We start from the raw sequence: 17682 nt of genomic DNA on the forward strand, positions 1-17682 counted from the left end.
ATCTCAAAAAATAGATTAGCACAACATTTTAAAATTTTAAACAATGAATTATAAAAGTTTTTTATTAACCCTATGTAGCATATTTGTTGCTTCAGCTTCTTTTGCGCAAGCCAATATATTAAATGCAAAAAGCCCAGAAGAAATCGGTTTAAGAACTGATGCTCAAAAAACATTAGATAATGATAAGCCGTTAGAATATGGTTATGTAGATGACCGTGACCTATTGTTTTCTAAAATGGTTTGGGAAAAAGTTGTGTTAGACGAGCGTGTAAACTTTCCTTTATACTATCCTGTAGATACAAATAATATTGGAAGCAATAGACGTTCTCTTTACGATGTTCTTATGAAAGCTATTAAGCAAGGAAAAATCGAAAATATTTACGACGATTCTTACTTTACAACAAAAAGAACATTAGGAGATATTCAAGATGCCTTAGTCTTAGTTGATACAACGAATATGGGGTATGAGCAATATAACGCAGAAGGTGTTGTAGATGAACAATATATAGATAGAAGACAAATTTCTTCTTACGATGTTGCTGAATACTGGATTAAAGGATTATGGTATTTTGATAAACGCCAGTCTGAATTAAAGTACCGTTTATTAGGTATCGCTCCAGTTGCACCAGATGTTAACTTCCTTGACGATCCAGAAAATAAAGAGTTAATTCCTTTATTTTGGATTTTCTATCCAGATGCTCGACAAGTGCTACACGAAGCTAAAGCGTTTAACGACGATAACAGTGCCGTACCGTTCTCTTTCGATCACATCTTAAACTCTAGACGTTTTAATGGATATATTTTTAAAGAGGAAAATGTTTTTGGAGACAGACAAGTTACCGAATACATTGCAGATAACGCTTTAATGCAGTTATTAGAATCTGATAGAATTAAAGAAAGTATTAGAAATTTTGAATTAGATATGTGGTCTTACTAAACCATAGTATTATAATCTTATAAAAAAGGCTCGCAATTTGCGAGCCTTTTTTGTTTGCTCAGATTTTAAACACCGTATCTTTGACATATGAAAGAAGTAGATTACTTAATTGTCGGTTGCGGATTAGCAGGGATATCTTTTACAGAAGAGGTCAAACAGAATAACGGTTCTGTGTTGGTTTTCGATAACCAATCGCAACAATCATCAACAGTGGCAGGAGGTGTTTATAATCCAGTTGTTTTAAAGCGTTTTACGGCTGTTTGGAAAGTGAAAGAGCAATTGGCAATAGCCTTACCGTTATACCATAAACTAGAAACTAGATTAGGTGTTAAATTAGATTATACCACGCCTGTATATCGTCGTTTTTTATCTTCAGAAGAACAAAATGATTGGTTTACAGCTTCAGATAAACCTAATTTAGGCGAGTATATTTCAACCCAATTAATTAAAAATTCTACTTCAGGTATTGATGCTGATTTTGGTTATGGCGAAGTGCTTGAATCTGGAAGAATAGATACTGCCCAGCTAATTTCTGCCTATAAAGCAGAATTAAAATTACATGGTGAATTAGAGGAAAGCGCATTTCAATATCAAGACTTGCAGATTACAGATTCGGGCTTCAAATATCAAAATGTAAAAGCTAAGCACTTAATTTTTGCTGAAGGTTATGGAATTCTAAATAACCCGTATTTCAATACACTTCCTATGGTTGGTGCAAAAGGCGAGCTGTTAGTTATACATGCGCCAGATTTAAAAATGGAGTTTCTTTTAAAAGCGAGTTTGTTTTTAATTCCACTAGGCGACGACTTATATAAAGTAGGGGCTACGTACCAGTGGACAGATAAAACAAATGCTGTAACCGAAGCAGGTAAAACAGAACTGTTAACTAAATTAAACACCTTTCTAAAATGCGATTTTACGGTCGTAGAACATTTAGCAGGAATACGTCCTACCATAAAAGATAGACGTCCTATAGTTGGAGTACATCCAGAATACAAGAATATGTATGTGCTAAATGGATTAGGAACTCGAGGTGTGTTAATTGGGCCTTATGTATCTAAACAACTTTATAATGCTATTGCACATGGCGTAGATTTAGATTCTGAAATTAATATACAAAGATTTATTAAGGCTTAGACTCTTGTTTTTTTACTAAGTTTTTATCGTAACTCATAAACATATTTATCCATATGTTACGGGATAAACGCATTATTACAGGCGTAAATACAATTAATGTACAGACAATTGCAATAAAAGAGGTTACTAATCCCGTCCCTATAAATAAATAACTAATAACAAAAGCGGCTACGGCAAAGGCGATACCTACGGCATAACTCACATACATGGCGCCGTAAAAAAAAGAAGGCTCAATTTTATATTTAGTATGACAATGCGAACAATGTTCGTGCATTTTTAAAGTGTCACTAAGTATATATGGATTTTTAGTAACGTACATAGATTCTTGGTGACATTTTGGGCAAACACCCGTTAACATACTATATAGTTTCGATCCTTTTGTAAACATTTTATTTAATGTATTTTTACAACTTAATTTAAAACACAAACTTAAGATTTAATCTCTTAACGTTTGGTAACATTTGTAACAATTCTATGCTTAATATACATAACCTATCTATTTCATTTCAGGGTGAATATTTATTTGAAGAAATAACCTTTAAATTAAGTCAGGGCGATCGCGTTGGTTTAATTGGTAAAAACGGTGCAGGTAAATCGACCATGCTGAAAATTATATCAAAAGATTTAGAACCAGATTCTGGACAAATATCTGCTGATAAAGATTTGAAAATAGGATTTTTAAGACAAGACATAGATTTTGTTTTAGGACGTACTGTTTTAGAAGAAGCTTATCAGGCCTTTACCGAAATTAAAGATCTAGAAGCTAAGATGGAGTATATAAACGAACAGTTTGTAACTCGAACAGATTATGAAAGTGAATCGTATCATCAATTAATGATAGATTTAAACGATTTACAACACCAATACGAAATTGTTGGAGGTTATAATTATCAAGGTAACACAGAACGTATTTTACAAGGTTTAGGATTCCAGCGCGAAGATTTTGAAAAACTAACAGATACCTTTTCTGGAGGTTGGCGTATGCGTATAGAATTAGCCAAGTTATTACTTCAAAATAATGATATTTTATTACTTGATGAGCCTACAAACCACTTGGATATTGAGTCAATAATTTGGTTGGAAGGGTTTCTTAAAAACTATCCAGGAGCTGTGGCTATTGTGTCTCACGATAAGATGTTTTTAGACAATGTTACCAACAGAACCATAGAGATTTCGTTAGGTAGAATATACGATTATCCTAAAGCCTATTCTCAATTTTTAGTTTTGCGTCAAGAAATTAGAGATCAGCAAATTGCCTCACAGAAAAATCAGCAAAAACAAATTGAGCAAACCGAAAAATTAATTGAAAAATTCCGTGCTAAAGCGTCTAAAGCTACCATGGCACAATCACTTATTAAAAAGCTTGATAAGATTGATAGAATTGAAGTTGATGAGGATGATAATAGCGTAATGACTTTAAATTTCCCGGTATCTGTAATACCAGGAAAAGTAGTGGTCGAGGCTAATGATATTGTAAAAGAGTACGGCGATAAAAAAGTGCTTCAAGGCGTAAGTTTACATATAGAACGCGATAGCAAAACAGCTTTTGTTGGACAAAATGGGCAAGGGAAATCGACTCTTGCAAAAATTATTGTTGGCGAACTAGAGCACGACGGACATTTAAAACTAGGACATAATGTACAAATCGGATATTTTGCACAAAATCAAGCAGAGTATTTAGACGGAAATAAAACCGTTCTAGACACCATGATAGATGCTGCTAACGAAAAGAATAGAAGTAAAGTTAGAGATATTTTGGGATCCTTTTTATTTCGAGGTGAGGAAGCCGAAAAATATGTACGTGTACTTTCCGGAGGTGAAAGAAACCGTTTGGCATTAGCTAAATTAATGCTTCAGCCGTTTAATGTATTGGTTATGGATGAACCTACCAATCACTTAGATATAAAATCTAAAAATGTCTTAAAAGAAGCTCTAAAACGCTTCGAGGGAACTTTACTTTTAGTGTCTCACGATCGTGATTTTCTTCAAAATTTAACGGATAAAGTTGTCGAGTTTAAAGATCATAAAATAAAAGAATATTTAGGTGATATCGATTTTTACTTAGAAGAACGTAATGTTGAAAATTTAAGAGAGGTTGAAAAACGTAATGTTATTAAAGATCAGCCTAAAGAAAAAAAGGCAGCCTCTTATGAAGATCAGAAGAAATTAAAATCACTTAAAAATAGATTAAGTAAGATTGAATCTCAGATTAATGAATTGGAAAAAGACATTAAAAAACTCGATTTAGATTTGGCTTCAAATTATGATGAATTAGCAGCAAAACCAGACTTTTTCGATGCATATAATAACAAAAAAAAGAAGCTTAAAACATTAATGTCAGATTGGGAAGATGTGCAAATGGAACTCGATATTTTAGAAAGTTAACAATTGATGTAGTTGGTCGAAAAAATTTGAATTTGAACAGAGATTTATTTAACATTGTTATCTAATAGCCCCTAAATCCCTTTCAAAATGAAAACAAGACTACTTGCTCTTATTTGTTTATTTTCATCCTTTATTTCCCTCGCAAGCGTACCTTTTAGCGAGAAAAAAGCTTTAGTAAATTTGTACTATGCCACAGATGGCGAACATTGGACAATCCCTTGGGATTTAAATGCTCCAGTAGAGACTTGGTATGGTGTTAAAATAAGCGATGAACATGTGGTGTCTCTTAATTTACATAGCAACAATTTAAGAGGAGAATTACCCGCAAGTATTAGTGAGTTAACGTATTTAACAGAATTAAATTTAGCATCTAATAAATTAGGCGGTACAATTCCGCGTTCTATTGGAGAACTTAGAGATCTTAGAAGTTTAGAATTGTTTTTAAATGAATTTGTAGGTTTTCTACCTGTAGAAATAGGGAATTTAGATCAACTAGAATTTTTAAGTTTATATCATAATAAGTTTAAAGGACCAATCCCTTCTACATTTAACAAACTTGAAAATTTAGAAATTATACAATTGGGACGAAATCATTTTTCAGGATATTTCCCAGTTCAATTATGTGAATTAAAAAAACTAGAACATTTAAGTTTACACGATAATTTATTTGAAGGTGAATTGCCAGCCGAAATCGCACAATTATCGAACTTAGAAGAGTTAATTATTACCAATAATAAATTTTCAGGTTATTTACCGTTGTCTTTAAATAAATTAAAGCACCTTACAACCTTAATGTTAAAGAAGAATAGTTTTACTAAAGACTATCATAGTTTTACAGATCATATGCCAAAAGACTATTTGTCTTTAGAACCAGGTTCTGTAGTTACAGATTATTAATTAATAGTCTGTGAAATGTATGTCATACACTATGTTAACTATCGTAGTGACAACTATAAAGGCCCTATTTTCATATTTTAACGTAGTTATAATTTGAAATTTACTGTTTGTTATTAGTCGTAATGATGTTTAATAGATTTTAAAACCACTTTTTTAATTGTCAATATGCAGTGTATCAGTTGGGTAAAAAATAGTTTGAATATTTTTTATAAAAACACTTGAAATATCAAAAAAGGGTCGTATATTTGCAGTCCGAAACAATTAGGTCAGTAGTTATGAACTGAAAGTTAAAAGCTAAGTTAATTGATTTAGAATTATATCGCGGGATAGAGCAGTAGGTAGCTCGTCGGGCTCATAACCCGAAGGTCACTGGTTCGAGTCCAGTTCCCGCTACTAGATTAAATTAATCCTTATAAACATACGTTTGTAAGGATTTTTTGTTTTACATAGGTTTTAAAATTGCAAAAGAAGTTGGTTGGATTGTACTCAAGGATCCGTTTTTGCATTTTTAGCATTGTGGGTTTGCTTTCTCTTGCTTCAGTCAAAGAGGTAAATTCTGTGCTTTAAACACATTTATAAATTCAGTAATTATCAAAATATGTATGCTTAAATAATATAAATATTCTTTTTTATTTATTTAAGTATTCAATACGTAAAAAATTAGTGCGGTTATCCATGTTTATTACTTTTTAAGTAGATTTGGTCTTTGTAATTTAATTTAAAGCAAGTGTCCTCTCCCGAAAATGTATATACCTTGTCCTTAAAATCGTATAAGGATGTTTACGATACATTATATGTTTCGTTATGCATTTTTGCAAAAAGCTATGTCGATAATCTAGATATAGCGAAAGATTTAGTTCAGGACGTTTTTATAAAGGTTTGGGAGGAGAAAATTGAATTCAAAAATGAGATTGCCGTAAAGTCGTATTTATACACTTCTGTGAAAAATAAATCGATAGACTTTTTAAAAAGCAAACGCTATAAATCTACAGATAATATGTCTGTTAAAGATATAGATGCATTAAATAAAGATTCTTTTTATTTAAAAGAAGTGGTTATAGAAGAAGCGGCTTCAAGAATAGAAGAAGCCATAAATACATTGCCCAACAAGTGTGCTCAAATTATAAGATTAAGCATAAAAGATCTAACAAACACAGAAATAGCTCAACACTTAAATATTTCTGTAAATACCGTTAAAGCTCAAAAAAAAATAGCGTACAAAAGATTAAGACCTTTATTGAAAAATTACTTCGTCTTAATCGCTTTTGCATTCGATTCTACCCATTAAAAATTCTCATAATCCAGCCTATAGTCAGTCTCTAAATGTTAATATTTTACGTCTTGGTTAAAAATAATAATATTTTTTTAACCCTATCTTAATGTTTTGTCGTCTTAGGTGTAAATAGTTATTGTAAGTCATGTTAAACTTTAATAAAATCATATTATTATCTAAGCAAGTAGCCTCTTCATTATTAAAAGATGAAAAGGTAAAGGCGTTAGAATCTTCAGAACTATTCTCGGATCAAGAAAAAAAAGAAATTATAAATAGACTTACAAAAGAATCCGAAGTTACATCTCGATTACACTTAAAATCTAAGATTGATAGTAAAGCAGATTGGAAAAAACTACAGTCTCATTTAGTTATGCCAAGAAAAACCTATTACTGGCAATATGCCGCTGCAGCAGTTGTTGCTTTAGGATTGATGACAACTATATACTTCTCTCAAAATAATGATTTAAATAGGAATAATATCTCTCCAATTATTGTCGACAACCAAATAGAACCAGGTGTAGATAAGGCGATTTTAACCTTAGAAAGCGGGGAAACTATTCAACTTGTTAAAGATGTAAAATATAAGGCTAAAAATTTACAAACAAACGGTGAGGAGCTTGTCTATGATGAAGATGCAAATACCGAAATAAATCCTGAAGCAATTGCTTATAACTATTTAACAATTCCAAGAGGAGGTCAATTTAAAATAACATTAGCTGATGGGACTCAGGTTTGGTTAAATTCAGAATCTAAAATAAAATACCCTATACATTTTATACCAGGAGAAACTCGTGTAGTAGAACTTGTTTATGGTGAAGCCTATTTTGATGTTTCTCCGAGTACCAAGCATCATGGGGCGAGATTTCAAGTTGTTAATACAGCACAAACAGTCGAGGTGTTAGGTACCGAATTTAATATTAAGGCATATAAAGATGAATCTAGCGTGTATACAACTTTAGTGGAAGGTAAGGTTTTAGTGCGCTCCGAAGGGATTGTTCAAAATTTAATTCCAAATCAGCAATCTAAATTACAGACTTCCACCAATACATTAGCAGTTTCTCAAATCGATGTTTATAATGAAATAGCCTGGAAAGAAGGCGTGTTTAATTTTGAAGATAAATCGCTTAAAGATATCATGACAGTACTGTCTAGATGGTACGATATAGATGCAACATTCGAAACAAAAAGTTTAGAAACGCAGAGATTTAACGGAGCTCTAAAAAAGAATTATAGTATAGAAACTATTCTATCTATTTTACAAAAAGCAAATATTATTAACGGATTTGAGATTCATAAAAAATCTGTAATTATAAAATAACAGCTAAGATATTATCCTGTTATAAAAAAGGAGAAATAGTTTAAACCGCCAAGCTCAAGACTATTTCTCCACAATAAAATATTAATTAATTAAAAAGTTTAATCAACTAATAATTTACAAATTAATGAAATTTAAATTAATTAGTGCTAGACCTCTTATGGGGAAAGGTATCTTAAACTGTATTATGCGAATATTTATATTCTTGTTTTGCGCTACTATGTTTAGTTCTAACCATGTACGCTCTCAAAATGCTGAAATTAATATTAATGAAGATAAAATAGTGACTGTTGATGAAGTTTTTAATCTAATTAAAACGCAATCAAGTGATTATATGTTTATATATCCTCAGAATTTATTTGAGTCTTTCCCTAAAATTCAATTAAAAAAAGGGATTATTAAAGTAGATAAGCTTCTAGCTTTGGCACTGTCTGGTGGGAATATTGATATGACTATAACCGATAATAATATCATTATTATAAAGGAAAAAGAAGCTGTTAAAAGTCGGATATCGGCACGGCAAAGAAACAGTCAAAAAATTGAAATAAGAGGCCAAGTTTTAGATGTTAATCAGCATCCCTTATCCGATGTTAATGTTATTATCGCAGATTTAAATATTGGAACATTTACAAATATAGATGGAGAGTTCTCTATGGAATTGCCTCACGAAAATTTTAAAATTGATTTTAGTCTTATTGGTTTTAAAGCAGAGCGTATAGATGTGTCTACATTACCAGATGTATCTCATATAATAGTTACTTTAAAAGAAGACTTATTGAGTTTAGATGCTGTTGTAGTAACGGCAAAAAAGACAGAGAGTAGGGAAGGGACATCAACATACAAAATAGAAAGTCAGGCGATAAAACAAGTTCAGGCTATGAATTTATCTGATGTGTTAAGTCTGCTTCCAGGAAACAAAACAGAGCAAGTTAATTTAACATCTGCAAAGCAAGCCAATATTAGAAGTGCAGTTACGTCTGATGTGAATTCTTTTGGTACCGCCATAATTATAGATGGAACCGCAATTAGTACCGATGCGAATATGCAAACTAAAAATTCATCGACTTTAGATGGCGGAAATGCTGTGGTTGCGGGAGGTGTAGATTTAAGAAGTATAACTCTAGCCAATGTGGAATCTGTAGAAGTTATAGCAGGTGTCGCTTCACCTAAATACGGAAATTTATCATCTGGAGGTGTTTTAGTCAAAAGTAAAGTGGGGAAGTCTCCTTATATTGTTTCTGCCAATATTTCGTCTACAAATTATCAAACCTCAATAGCTAAAGGCTATGAGTTAAATGATTTTGGAGTGTTAAATTCAGATTTTTCATTTGCATATTCTTCAGGCTCACCTACCGAACGTAAGTTGTTTTATAAAAGTTTTAATTTAGGTTTACGCTGGAAACTTCCTGTTTTTGAAAATTTAGACTGGAATCATTTTACAGCGTTAAGAATTGGGCATTCAGATGATGGAAATCGTCACGAACCAGAAGAGGTTTATAAGAATGAAGCAGATGTAAAAAGTACATCTTATCAATTAAGTTTATCTGGAGACTTTACATCTTCATTTTTAGGAAAGATTAATTATAATGTGAGTGGGAGTCTTGTTAACCAACATTCATTCTACGATAGCTATGTGTTAGATGGCCCTTATCCAATTATTGAATCTTTAGAAAGTGGCACTTATAACACCACTTATACGCCAAATGCTTTTAATCAGACTAGAGATATTAAAGGACAGCCAATAAATTTTAACGGGATGGTAAATGCATCTCAATACTTACATTTAGAAGATTTCGATTTCAATTTCGAAACAGGTATACAATATACATTAGATGATAATACAGGAAGTGGTCGCGTAGCTTCTGGAAATATTGCGCATACTCAGGATATCGCAGGGAGCCGATCTGCAGCTTTCGAGAAAATTCCAGCATCTAAAACATTTTCTACCTATCATCAGACCATCATTAAACGTTATGGCGAATCTTCAAAACAGCAACTTAATTTAGGAGTGAGATATGATAATATGTTAGAGCGCTATAATTTATGGTCTCCACGTATGTCATTCTCTACCAATCATAACGATTTTACGGCTCGAGTTGCTTGGGGTGTATCTTACAAAGCACCTGCAATGGTACAGTTATATCCTGGGAAATCGTATATAGATTATATTAATTTTCAATACTATGCAGAAGATCCAAACGAACGTTTAGCTGTGGTAACTACATATGTATATCAGCCTACAAACGATCATCTAAAACCAAATTATTCAGATTTAAAAGAAATTGGTTTTGACTGGTCTCCTAGTTTTATGAATCTGAATTTTACTTATTTTAAGAAAGATTTAAAACGCGGTATAAATACAACCTCAGAATTATTATTGTTGCCTAAATCAGTTTATGAAGTGGTTAGTGCAGAAGCCGGTGAACAGCCAATAGTACAACCAACAGGCGAAGTTTATAACATTCCGAGAACAATAAGTGTTATGAAAAATAACTACTCCGAGTCTACAAATGGAGTTGAAGTGACTTTAAGTCCGAAACGTATAAAAGCAACCAATACAGAATTTAATTTTAGATACAGCTATTTAGAAAGTGTAGTTACAGATAAAGGGTTTAGTATAGACAAATCTGCCTATGTTGTTGGAGATAATTCTGTGAGATATGGCGTATACGATAATCCATTAATTAAAGCCATTAGAAGTTTCGGAACACTAACATTAATTCAACATATACCGTCTTTACGATTTGTTTTAACCCTTTCTGCCGAATTAAATTTTAAAGAAAGTAGTGAGTATATAGGTACAAGCTTATATCCGTTTGCATATTATGATACAGACGGGAATTACATCGCAATCCCAGAAGAAAATAGAGCAGATCCTGAATATGCAGATTTAGTGAAAGACGCTAATACTTACACCACCGTAGGGACGCCTTTTTACAGCAATTTTAACTTACAAATACGTAAAGAAACAAAACAAGGCCATTCGTTTAGTTTTTACGCTAACAATGCGCCTTGGTACAATCCAACTTATGATTATTTAGGAAATCGGCAAACATTAAATAATAAATTATCTGTTGGGTTTAATGTCACAATACTAATTAATAATAAATCAAATGAATAACATGAAAAACACAATTTTAAGAAGAGTAGGCATAACAAAACTGATAGCAGTTGTTTTGTTAGTAACGGGGGTAATGGGATGTAGTGAAGATGACAGTATTGCTAATCTTGGCGATTTACAAGTGCAATTAGAATTAGCTACAGGACTTAGCGATATCTCTTTAGAAGGGGTTGAGGTTAGTGTTACAAACACGGTAGATAACGCGACTATAGAATCAATTACAGACGTAAATGGTTCTGTACTCTTTACAAATCTTTCTGTAGGAACGTATACTGTAGTTGCAACAAATACAACAGACGATTATACGTTAAGTGGTACTGCTAACAACGTTTCTGTTTCTATTCAAGAAACTACGGTAGCGACTGTTGAGGTTAATGCTGTAAATTCTGATGGCGGTTTAGTAATCAAGGAAGTTTATTCTTCAGGATCTGGTTATATCACTTTATTTAAAGATTCATTTATAGAAATTTTTAATAATTCGGCTGAAACTTTATATGCAGATGGTATGTATATTGCCAATATATATGGAGACACAGGAATGTCTGGTGATACTGCATTATATAGCGTTTTAACAGATAGTGATTATGTATATACAGATGTTATGAGCCAAATCCCAGGAGATGGAACAGATTATCCTATAGCTTCAGGACAAAGTATTGTTATCGCGTTAAATGCCGTAAATTATAAAGAAGGAAGTACAGCTCCAGATACCCAATTAAATAATACAGATGCAACTTTAGAGCATTACTCTATAGATTGGTTAGAGGCTCAAGGGCGTGCGGGGAATTCATTTTTCGAATTAGATAATCCAGCGGTACCAAATATGACTAACATTTACATGTTTGATGAAACCAATTTTTTCAGATTAGCAACAGCCTCTTCAAGTGTAGTTTTAATAAGTAATGAAGCTACTTTTTCAGATTCAGATATAGTAGATTACACAGAATCTGGATCTACAACGACATATAAATTAATGAAAATCTCTGTGGATCAGGTTATCGACGCTGTAGATATTTTAGATAATTCTGGAGCAGCAGATTTTAAACGTATACCAAGTGCTTTAGATGGCGGGTTTACTTATGTAAATGCAGATGGCGCAATATCTTACACAGGATTAAGTTCAAGAAGAAAAATTGACGACGTTGCTTCTGATCGTTTTGGTAGAACTATTTTAATAGACACAAACAATTCAACTGTAGATTTTGAAGCTATAGATTTCCCTGATAAATATGGTTACAACAACTAAAAAAAGAAACCGTTTAAAGATAGAGAGAATGTGTCTTACATTCTCTTTATTTTTATCTGTGTTGCATCTTTGCGCTCAAACAATACCTAATGTAAATAGTTTATCTGCTATAGAGCGAGACTTCCATTTTAATCTTTTTGAAGACAGGTATTTTCAAATGCCTTCATTACTCAACCAATCTAACCTTCAAAAATTTTCTTATGGCGAACTCAATTATCTCTATTCAGAAGGGGAACTGAGACATCCTCAAGATTATAAAAAGCAAAACGGGCTGTATCTAGAAACAGCTTCGTTAGCGTCTTTAAAAGATACAAACTGGACTCTATATGGAAGTTTAGAATATTTAAATACAAGAAAAGAAGATATAGAAAACAACTTAACGTATGGTATAACAGAAAATAGTTCGCCTTACTATTTGTTTCAAGAAACTACTGGTTTATGGAATCATCAAGATTACAATTTTAAGGTAAGTGCTGCGAATGCACTGAATTCAAAATTAACTTTGGGAGCCTATTTAAATTACGATACTAGTTTTTATTTTAGAAAAACAGATACTCGAAATGAGTTAACAGCATTAAAAGTGCAAACAAAAGTGGCTTTAAGTTATCAATACACCCCTAAACACGTATTTAGTTTAGCTTTAAGTAATGAGTTTTATAAAACAGATTCTGCATTGGGAAATAAATTTCCTGAGAATAATACGGCAACAACGGCAAATTATTACCTAAATACCGGTTTAGGTTCTTATATAAAAAACATAGAGACGGGTTTTGAAACCAAAAGAAATATTCCTGAGTTACAATTGTTTTGGCTTACTAAACAAGACGGTTGGGATTTATCTATAGAGAGTGCTACCGAGTATGGCGTAGAGCGTTGGAGAGACAAAAACATTGTTAACATAGAGGAGAACGATGAGCTTTCTAAATATAGTTTTGTAAAAGAACAATTACACATTTTTTATAATACATATCAGGCAGATAAATTAATGTCACTTCGCTTAAAAGCAGAATATTTAAAGGGTAGCGGAGAAGTTTGGCAAGATGCAGGGGCGTATTACTATAAGAATTTTAAAACAACAAGCTATAATGTAAAGGCAGAAGCAGACGTCTTATTTTATAATGCGTTTTTAAATAAAGTTAGTGTAGGTGTTAACTATTATAACAAAAGTCAGTTCGACTTAAATTATGCTTACACGTATGATTTTCAATATATAGACCCTGAAATTGCTATAGGTTTAAACAAGAGCATTTCTAGTAAAACTGCTTTTTTTGCGAACTTTTCGGCCTTGTATCACTTAACACTACATGTAGAACACGATCCTTTTGCAGCGAATAATATTTACGTAGACTGGATAGGGAATAAAATGGCTTATTTTACAGAAATAGATGCCTTTAATGTGAATACGAAACTGGGTATCGATATAAAATTGAAAGCTAAAAATAGACTAGAATGTACACTTACTACAGCATATACAAAAGCTACAGAATTACCTGTAAGTAGCGAGAGTTATTATGCTAATAGCGACGATTATTTAAATATAACGGCAGGACTAAAACTGTATTTTTAAGTCGGTTAAATGATATGTTGTTATACCTTCTTAAGGATTGTACTAGGTTTTAAAAATTAAAAAATGAAACAGATTTTAAGAATAGTAATGTTTTGCATACCCATGGTAATTTGGAGTCAGAATATGGATAATGTGCATTTAGAAGAATATGATTTAGCCAACGGATTACATGTTATTCTACATAAAGATGTAAACGAACCCAATGTAATAATTGGAACCAAATACCATGTGGGTTCTAAGAACGAAGTTGAAGATCGTACAGGATATGCGCATTTTTACGAACATCTTTTATTTCATGGAACTAAAAACATTCCGCAAGGCGAATTAGAGAATATTATTTTTAATGCGGGCGGATACTGCAATGCGTATACCAATTACGATGTGACATATTACTACCAATTACTACCTGCACATGAATTTAAATTAGGACTTTGGGTAGAATCAGAACGTATGATGCATCCTGTAATTACCCAAGAAGGAATAGATCGTGAGCGTGAAATTGTAAAGGAAGAAAGACGTATGCGTTACGATAATAAGCCCTTAGGGAATTCGTATTTCGATCTCATGTCCGAACTATTTACCTACACCGCTTATGGCCATAATATGATTGGTTCTATGGAAGATCTAAACAAGGCTTCTAAAACAGATTTCGATGCCTTTTTTAAACGGTTTTATGTACCAAACAATGCGTGTTTAGTTGTTTCAGGTAATATTAACATTGAAGACACTAAGAAATGGATTGACCTATATTTTAAAGATATTCCGGAAGGCAAAAAGATTAAAAGGCCTAAAAATTTTGAAAAGCCATCTAATGTAAAACAGCATACAGATAAATATATAAAAGGTCTAAAAGACGAATCCATAATTGTAGGGTATCCTATAATGTCTCAAAGCAATTCAGATGCTCCAGTAATGCAAATTATAACATCTATTTTATCTGGAAATAGTGATTATTCTTATTTCGAAAAAAATTTAATACCAGAACAAGATACCATTATAAAACGTGTAAATGCTACTGCAGATTTTTGGGAGAACGTAGGGACTTTAAGTATTAATGCTACTGTCGCTTCAAAAGATAGTGAACCTTATTTACTTCAAAAAATAGACTCACAATTGGAGTTGTTAAAAACAAAACCAGTGAACCCGTTGGTATTGCAAGAAGTGAAAAAACAGTTTGTTTCTGCTTATGTTGATTACTTTTATCATGCAGAAACGTTCGCAGATAAGGTGACTAACTATTATCATTTATATAAAAACACTTCCGATATAAAAGCACTATTATCAGATTTTGAAGGTGTAACAAGTGATGATATACAACGCGTAGCTAAAACATATTTTGATAAAAATAAACGCATAGTCATTGCTTATCATCCTGAATAATATAATATAATGAAAAATTTACACGTATTTATTTTAATGATCTGTTTCAGTTTATCCAGCGCTGCACAAGTAGATCGATCTATGCCTCCAGAAGCGAATAATCCAGAGACATTGAACGTTGGTAAATTAATTCCAATGGTATTAAATAACGGACTTCGGGTGTATTTGGCTCCAGTTAAAGATTATCCAAAATTCACGATGTCTGTTAATATTGAATTACCAAATTATACTGAAGAAACGCGTTTGGCTGAAAAAAACATTTTAAATACAGCATATGCAAACACGCTTTCTAAAAAATATCCGAATCAGGAGATAGATTCTATTGTTAATACATACGCGGCCATGTTAAATGCAAATATGTACGGTGGCACCATAAAAGGGATGAAGCAAGACATTAATACGTTGTTAGATGTTTATGTAGATGCCTTATTAAACCCTATAATTACTCAAGAATATATTAGTAAAAAATACAAAGCTTCAATAGCACAGGGAAGAAAGAAAAGCGATGTATTTACACAACCTATAAAGCAATTTTCTATAGATGCTGTGGTCGATTCATTACTTTTTGGCCCTAAAATAAAACGCGAAGAAACCAAACAGACTTCAAAGCCAAATTATGAAGGCTTAACAATAGAAGATGTAGAAGATTATAAGGCCGACCGAATTGTATCTAACAATGCACTCATTGTTATTGTAGGAGATTTTTCTGAATCGGAATGTAAAACATTAATGACGCACTATTTTGGAAGATGGAAAACAGGAGCGCCGTATGTAAAAGAAAGTCCTGTAAAAACGAAAACATCAATCATTCAAAATCGAAAAATAATTGTAAAAGATGCACCCGATGCGGTACAATCTAAAATAGCTTTTAAATGGCATTTAGGAGATGCTTATACTTATTTTGAAAACGATATTAAACTACAGGTTTTAAATAATATTTTCGGAGCAAGTCAATTATCATATCTGTATAAAAATTTAAGAGAAGATAAAGCACTTTGTTATTACATAAACTCGTCTGTAGGGAGTGCTGCAGATGGCGGTACAGGAGCTGTATATACAAGTGTGCGTAACGAACAAACGGCTTATGCTATCGAAAATATAATTCTAGAAATGCTACGATTAAGAAATGAAAAAGTAAGTGCTTCAGATTTAAAAATTGCTAAAAATAGTTTAATAGGAGAGTACACCAGATCCTTAAATCCGATAGCTCCAATTCCGTACATTACTTTTGCCATGCAAAAAGATTTATACCATTTACCAGATGATTATTTGCAAAATAAAGTAGAAAAATATTACCAAGTCACCATTGAAGATATCATGAAAATGGCGCAAAAATATATAGATCCCTTTAAATGCGTCATTACAATTACAGGAAAAGTATCCGAATTAAAAGGAACGCTCGAAAAATTTGGAGAGGTATTGTATTACGATCAAAAGGGGAATAAATTAGAGTTTTAAAACATACCATATTTATTTTTAAACTAAACACATAACAGATATGAAATATATTATAACATTAATAATTTTGTTAATACTATCAATAGTAAGTGCTGCAAATGCACAACATAAAGCGGCATATCAATTGTATCAAAACAATGGAGACCTTGCAAATTATGAAGATATGATTTCCGATCTAGCAGATAGTGATATGGTGTTTTTTGGAGAATATCATTTTAATCCTATTTCGCATTGGTTGCAATTAGAAGTTAGTAAAAGCTTATTCGATATTAAAGGAACAGCATTGTTTTTGGGAGCAGAAATGTTTGAAAGTGGTAATCAATTGGTTTTAAATGAATATTTGAATGGATTCTATACCGATTCCAAAATGATTCCAGAAATGACTCAAATGTGGAGTAATTATAATACCGATTATAAGCCTTTAGTTGAATTTGCCAAAGACAATAGTCTGCGATTTATTGCTACAAATATTCCTAGACGTTATGCGTCCATGATTAATAAGAAAGGAGTAGAGGCTTTAGATAATTTAAGTCCCGAAGCTTTAGAACTCATAGGCCCAGATTTAAAAACATTTTTCGATCCAACAGTTAAGGCTTATGCAGAAATGGCCAAAAACATGGGTGGACACGTACCGCCAAATATGCTAAACATTCAAATGGCTCAAGCATCAAAAGATGCAACCATGGCACATTTTGCACTTAAAAATTTTAGTGAAGGCGAATTATTATTGCATTTTCAAGGGTCTTACCATTCAAACTACAGTCAGGGCATTATATGGTGGATTAATAAAATCCAACCAGGATTACATATAAAATCCATAACTACTGTATTACAATCGGAGTGGGAAAAAATGACCACTGAAGAAAAAGCAACTATAGCCAATTATATTATTGTAGTTGCAAATACAATGACGAGTACCCAAGGTTAATTTATATGAATGTATGGGGAGTTAAATTGAGAATCATG

13 protein-coding genes and 1 tRNA gene are annotated in these 17682 nt (G+C 32.2%); 13 read left to right on the plus strand and 1 reads right to left on the minus strand.

Annotation, left to right across the window (positions count from 1 at the left end; translation table 11 throughout):
* Window positions 1-43 precede the first annotated feature (43 nt).
* Both porN and AST99_RS07975 read left to right on the plus strand, forming a co-directional pair.
* Window positions 44-937, plus strand: coding sequence for a type IX secretion system ring subunit PorN/GldN (porN, locus tag AST99_RS07970; RefSeq protein ID WP_057781195.1), 894 nt, complete (start codon window positions 44-46; stop codon window positions 935-937).
* An 87-nt stretch (window positions 938-1024) separates the two neighbouring features.
* On the plus strand, window positions 1025-2074 hold the full coding sequence (locus AST99_RS07975; protein WP_057781198.1) for an NAD(P)/FAD-dependent oxidoreductase: 1050 nt from the start codon (window positions 1025-1027) through the stop codon (window positions 2072-2074).
* Here the strand turns inward: AST99_RS07975 and AST99_RS07980 are convergent.
* Window positions 2064-2462, minus strand: coding sequence for a DUF983 domain-containing protein (locus tag AST99_RS07980; protein ID WP_057781200.1), 399 nt, complete (start codon window positions 2460-2462; stop codon window positions 2064-2066). The two genes, AST99_RS07975 and AST99_RS07980, sit on opposite strands and share 11 nt — an antisense overlap.
* Before the next feature lie 86 nt (window positions 2463-2548).
* Between AST99_RS07980 and AST99_RS07985 the strand changes: the two genes are divergently transcribed.
* The 11 genes from AST99_RS07985 (at window position 2549) to AST99_RS08035 (ending at window position 17644) form a co-directional block, all read left to right on the plus strand.
* The gene (locus AST99_RS07985; RefSeq protein WP_057781203.1) at window positions 2549-4459 is read left to right on the plus strand and encodes an ABC-F family ATP-binding cassette domain-containing protein; all 1911 of its coding nucleotides are present in this window, start codon (window positions 2549-2551) and stop codon (window positions 4457-4459) included.
* A gap of 87 nt (window positions 4460-4546) precedes the next feature.
* A complete protein-coding gene (locus tag AST99_RS07990) occupies window positions 4547-5356 on the plus strand; it encodes a hypothetical protein (RefSeq protein ID WP_057781205.1) in 810 nt (269 codons plus the stop codon).
* A 320-nt stretch (window positions 5357-5676) separates the two neighbouring features.
* Window positions 5677-5749 (plus strand) — tRNA-Met (locus AST99_RS07995).
* 334 nt (window positions 5750-6083) lie between these two features.
* Entirely contained in the window at window positions 6084-6644 is a 561-nt protein-coding gene (locus tag AST99_RS08000; RefSeq protein WP_069727823.1) for an RNA polymerase sigma-70 factor, read from the plus strand.
* A 130-nt stretch (window positions 6645-6774) separates the two neighbouring features.
* A complete protein-coding gene (locus tag AST99_RS08005) occupies window positions 6775-7947 on the plus strand; it encodes a FecR family protein (RefSeq protein ID WP_057781207.1) in 1173 nt (390 codons plus the stop codon).
* 124 nt (window positions 7948-8071) lie between these two features.
* Window positions 8072-11065: a TonB-dependent receptor gene (locus AST99_RS08010; RefSeq protein ID WP_083495631.1), complete on the plus strand. Its 2994-nt coding sequence runs from the start codon at window positions 8072-8074 to the stop codon at window positions 11063-11065.
* A gap of 1 nt (window position 11066) precedes the next feature.
* Window positions 11067-12311 (plus strand): DUF4876 domain-containing protein, encoded by a 1245-nt coding sequence (locus tag AST99_RS08015; RefSeq protein ID WP_198151430.1) that lies wholly within the window; start codon window positions 11067-11069, stop codon window positions 12309-12311.
* A gap of 28 nt (window positions 12312-12339) precedes the next feature.
* Entirely contained in the window at window positions 12340-13878 is a 1539-nt protein-coding gene (locus tag AST99_RS08020) for a DUF6850 family outer membrane beta-barrel protein (RefSeq protein WP_157486329.1), read from the plus strand.
* Window positions 13879-13941: 63 nt separating this feature from the next.
* Entirely contained in the window at window positions 13942-15258 is a 1317-nt protein-coding gene (locus AST99_RS08025) for a M16 family metallopeptidase (RefSeq protein WP_083495632.1), read from the plus strand.
* Between the two features lie 9 nt (window positions 15259-15267).
* A complete protein-coding gene (locus AST99_RS08030; RefSeq protein WP_083495633.1) occupies window positions 15268-16716 on the plus strand; it encodes a M16 family metallopeptidase in 1449 nt (482 codons plus the stop codon).
* Between the two features lie 40 nt (window positions 16717-16756).
* Window positions 16757-17644, plus strand: coding sequence for a ChaN family lipoprotein (locus AST99_RS08035; protein ID WP_057781226.1), 888 nt, complete (start codon window positions 16757-16759; stop codon window positions 17642-17644).
* The last annotated feature ends 38 nt before the right edge of the window (window positions 17645-17682 follow it).

Source organism: Formosa algae (assembly GCF_001439665.1).
Taxonomy (GTDB): domain Bacteria; phylum Bacteroidota; class Bacteroidia; order Flavobacteriales; family Flavobacteriaceae; genus Formosa; species Formosa algae.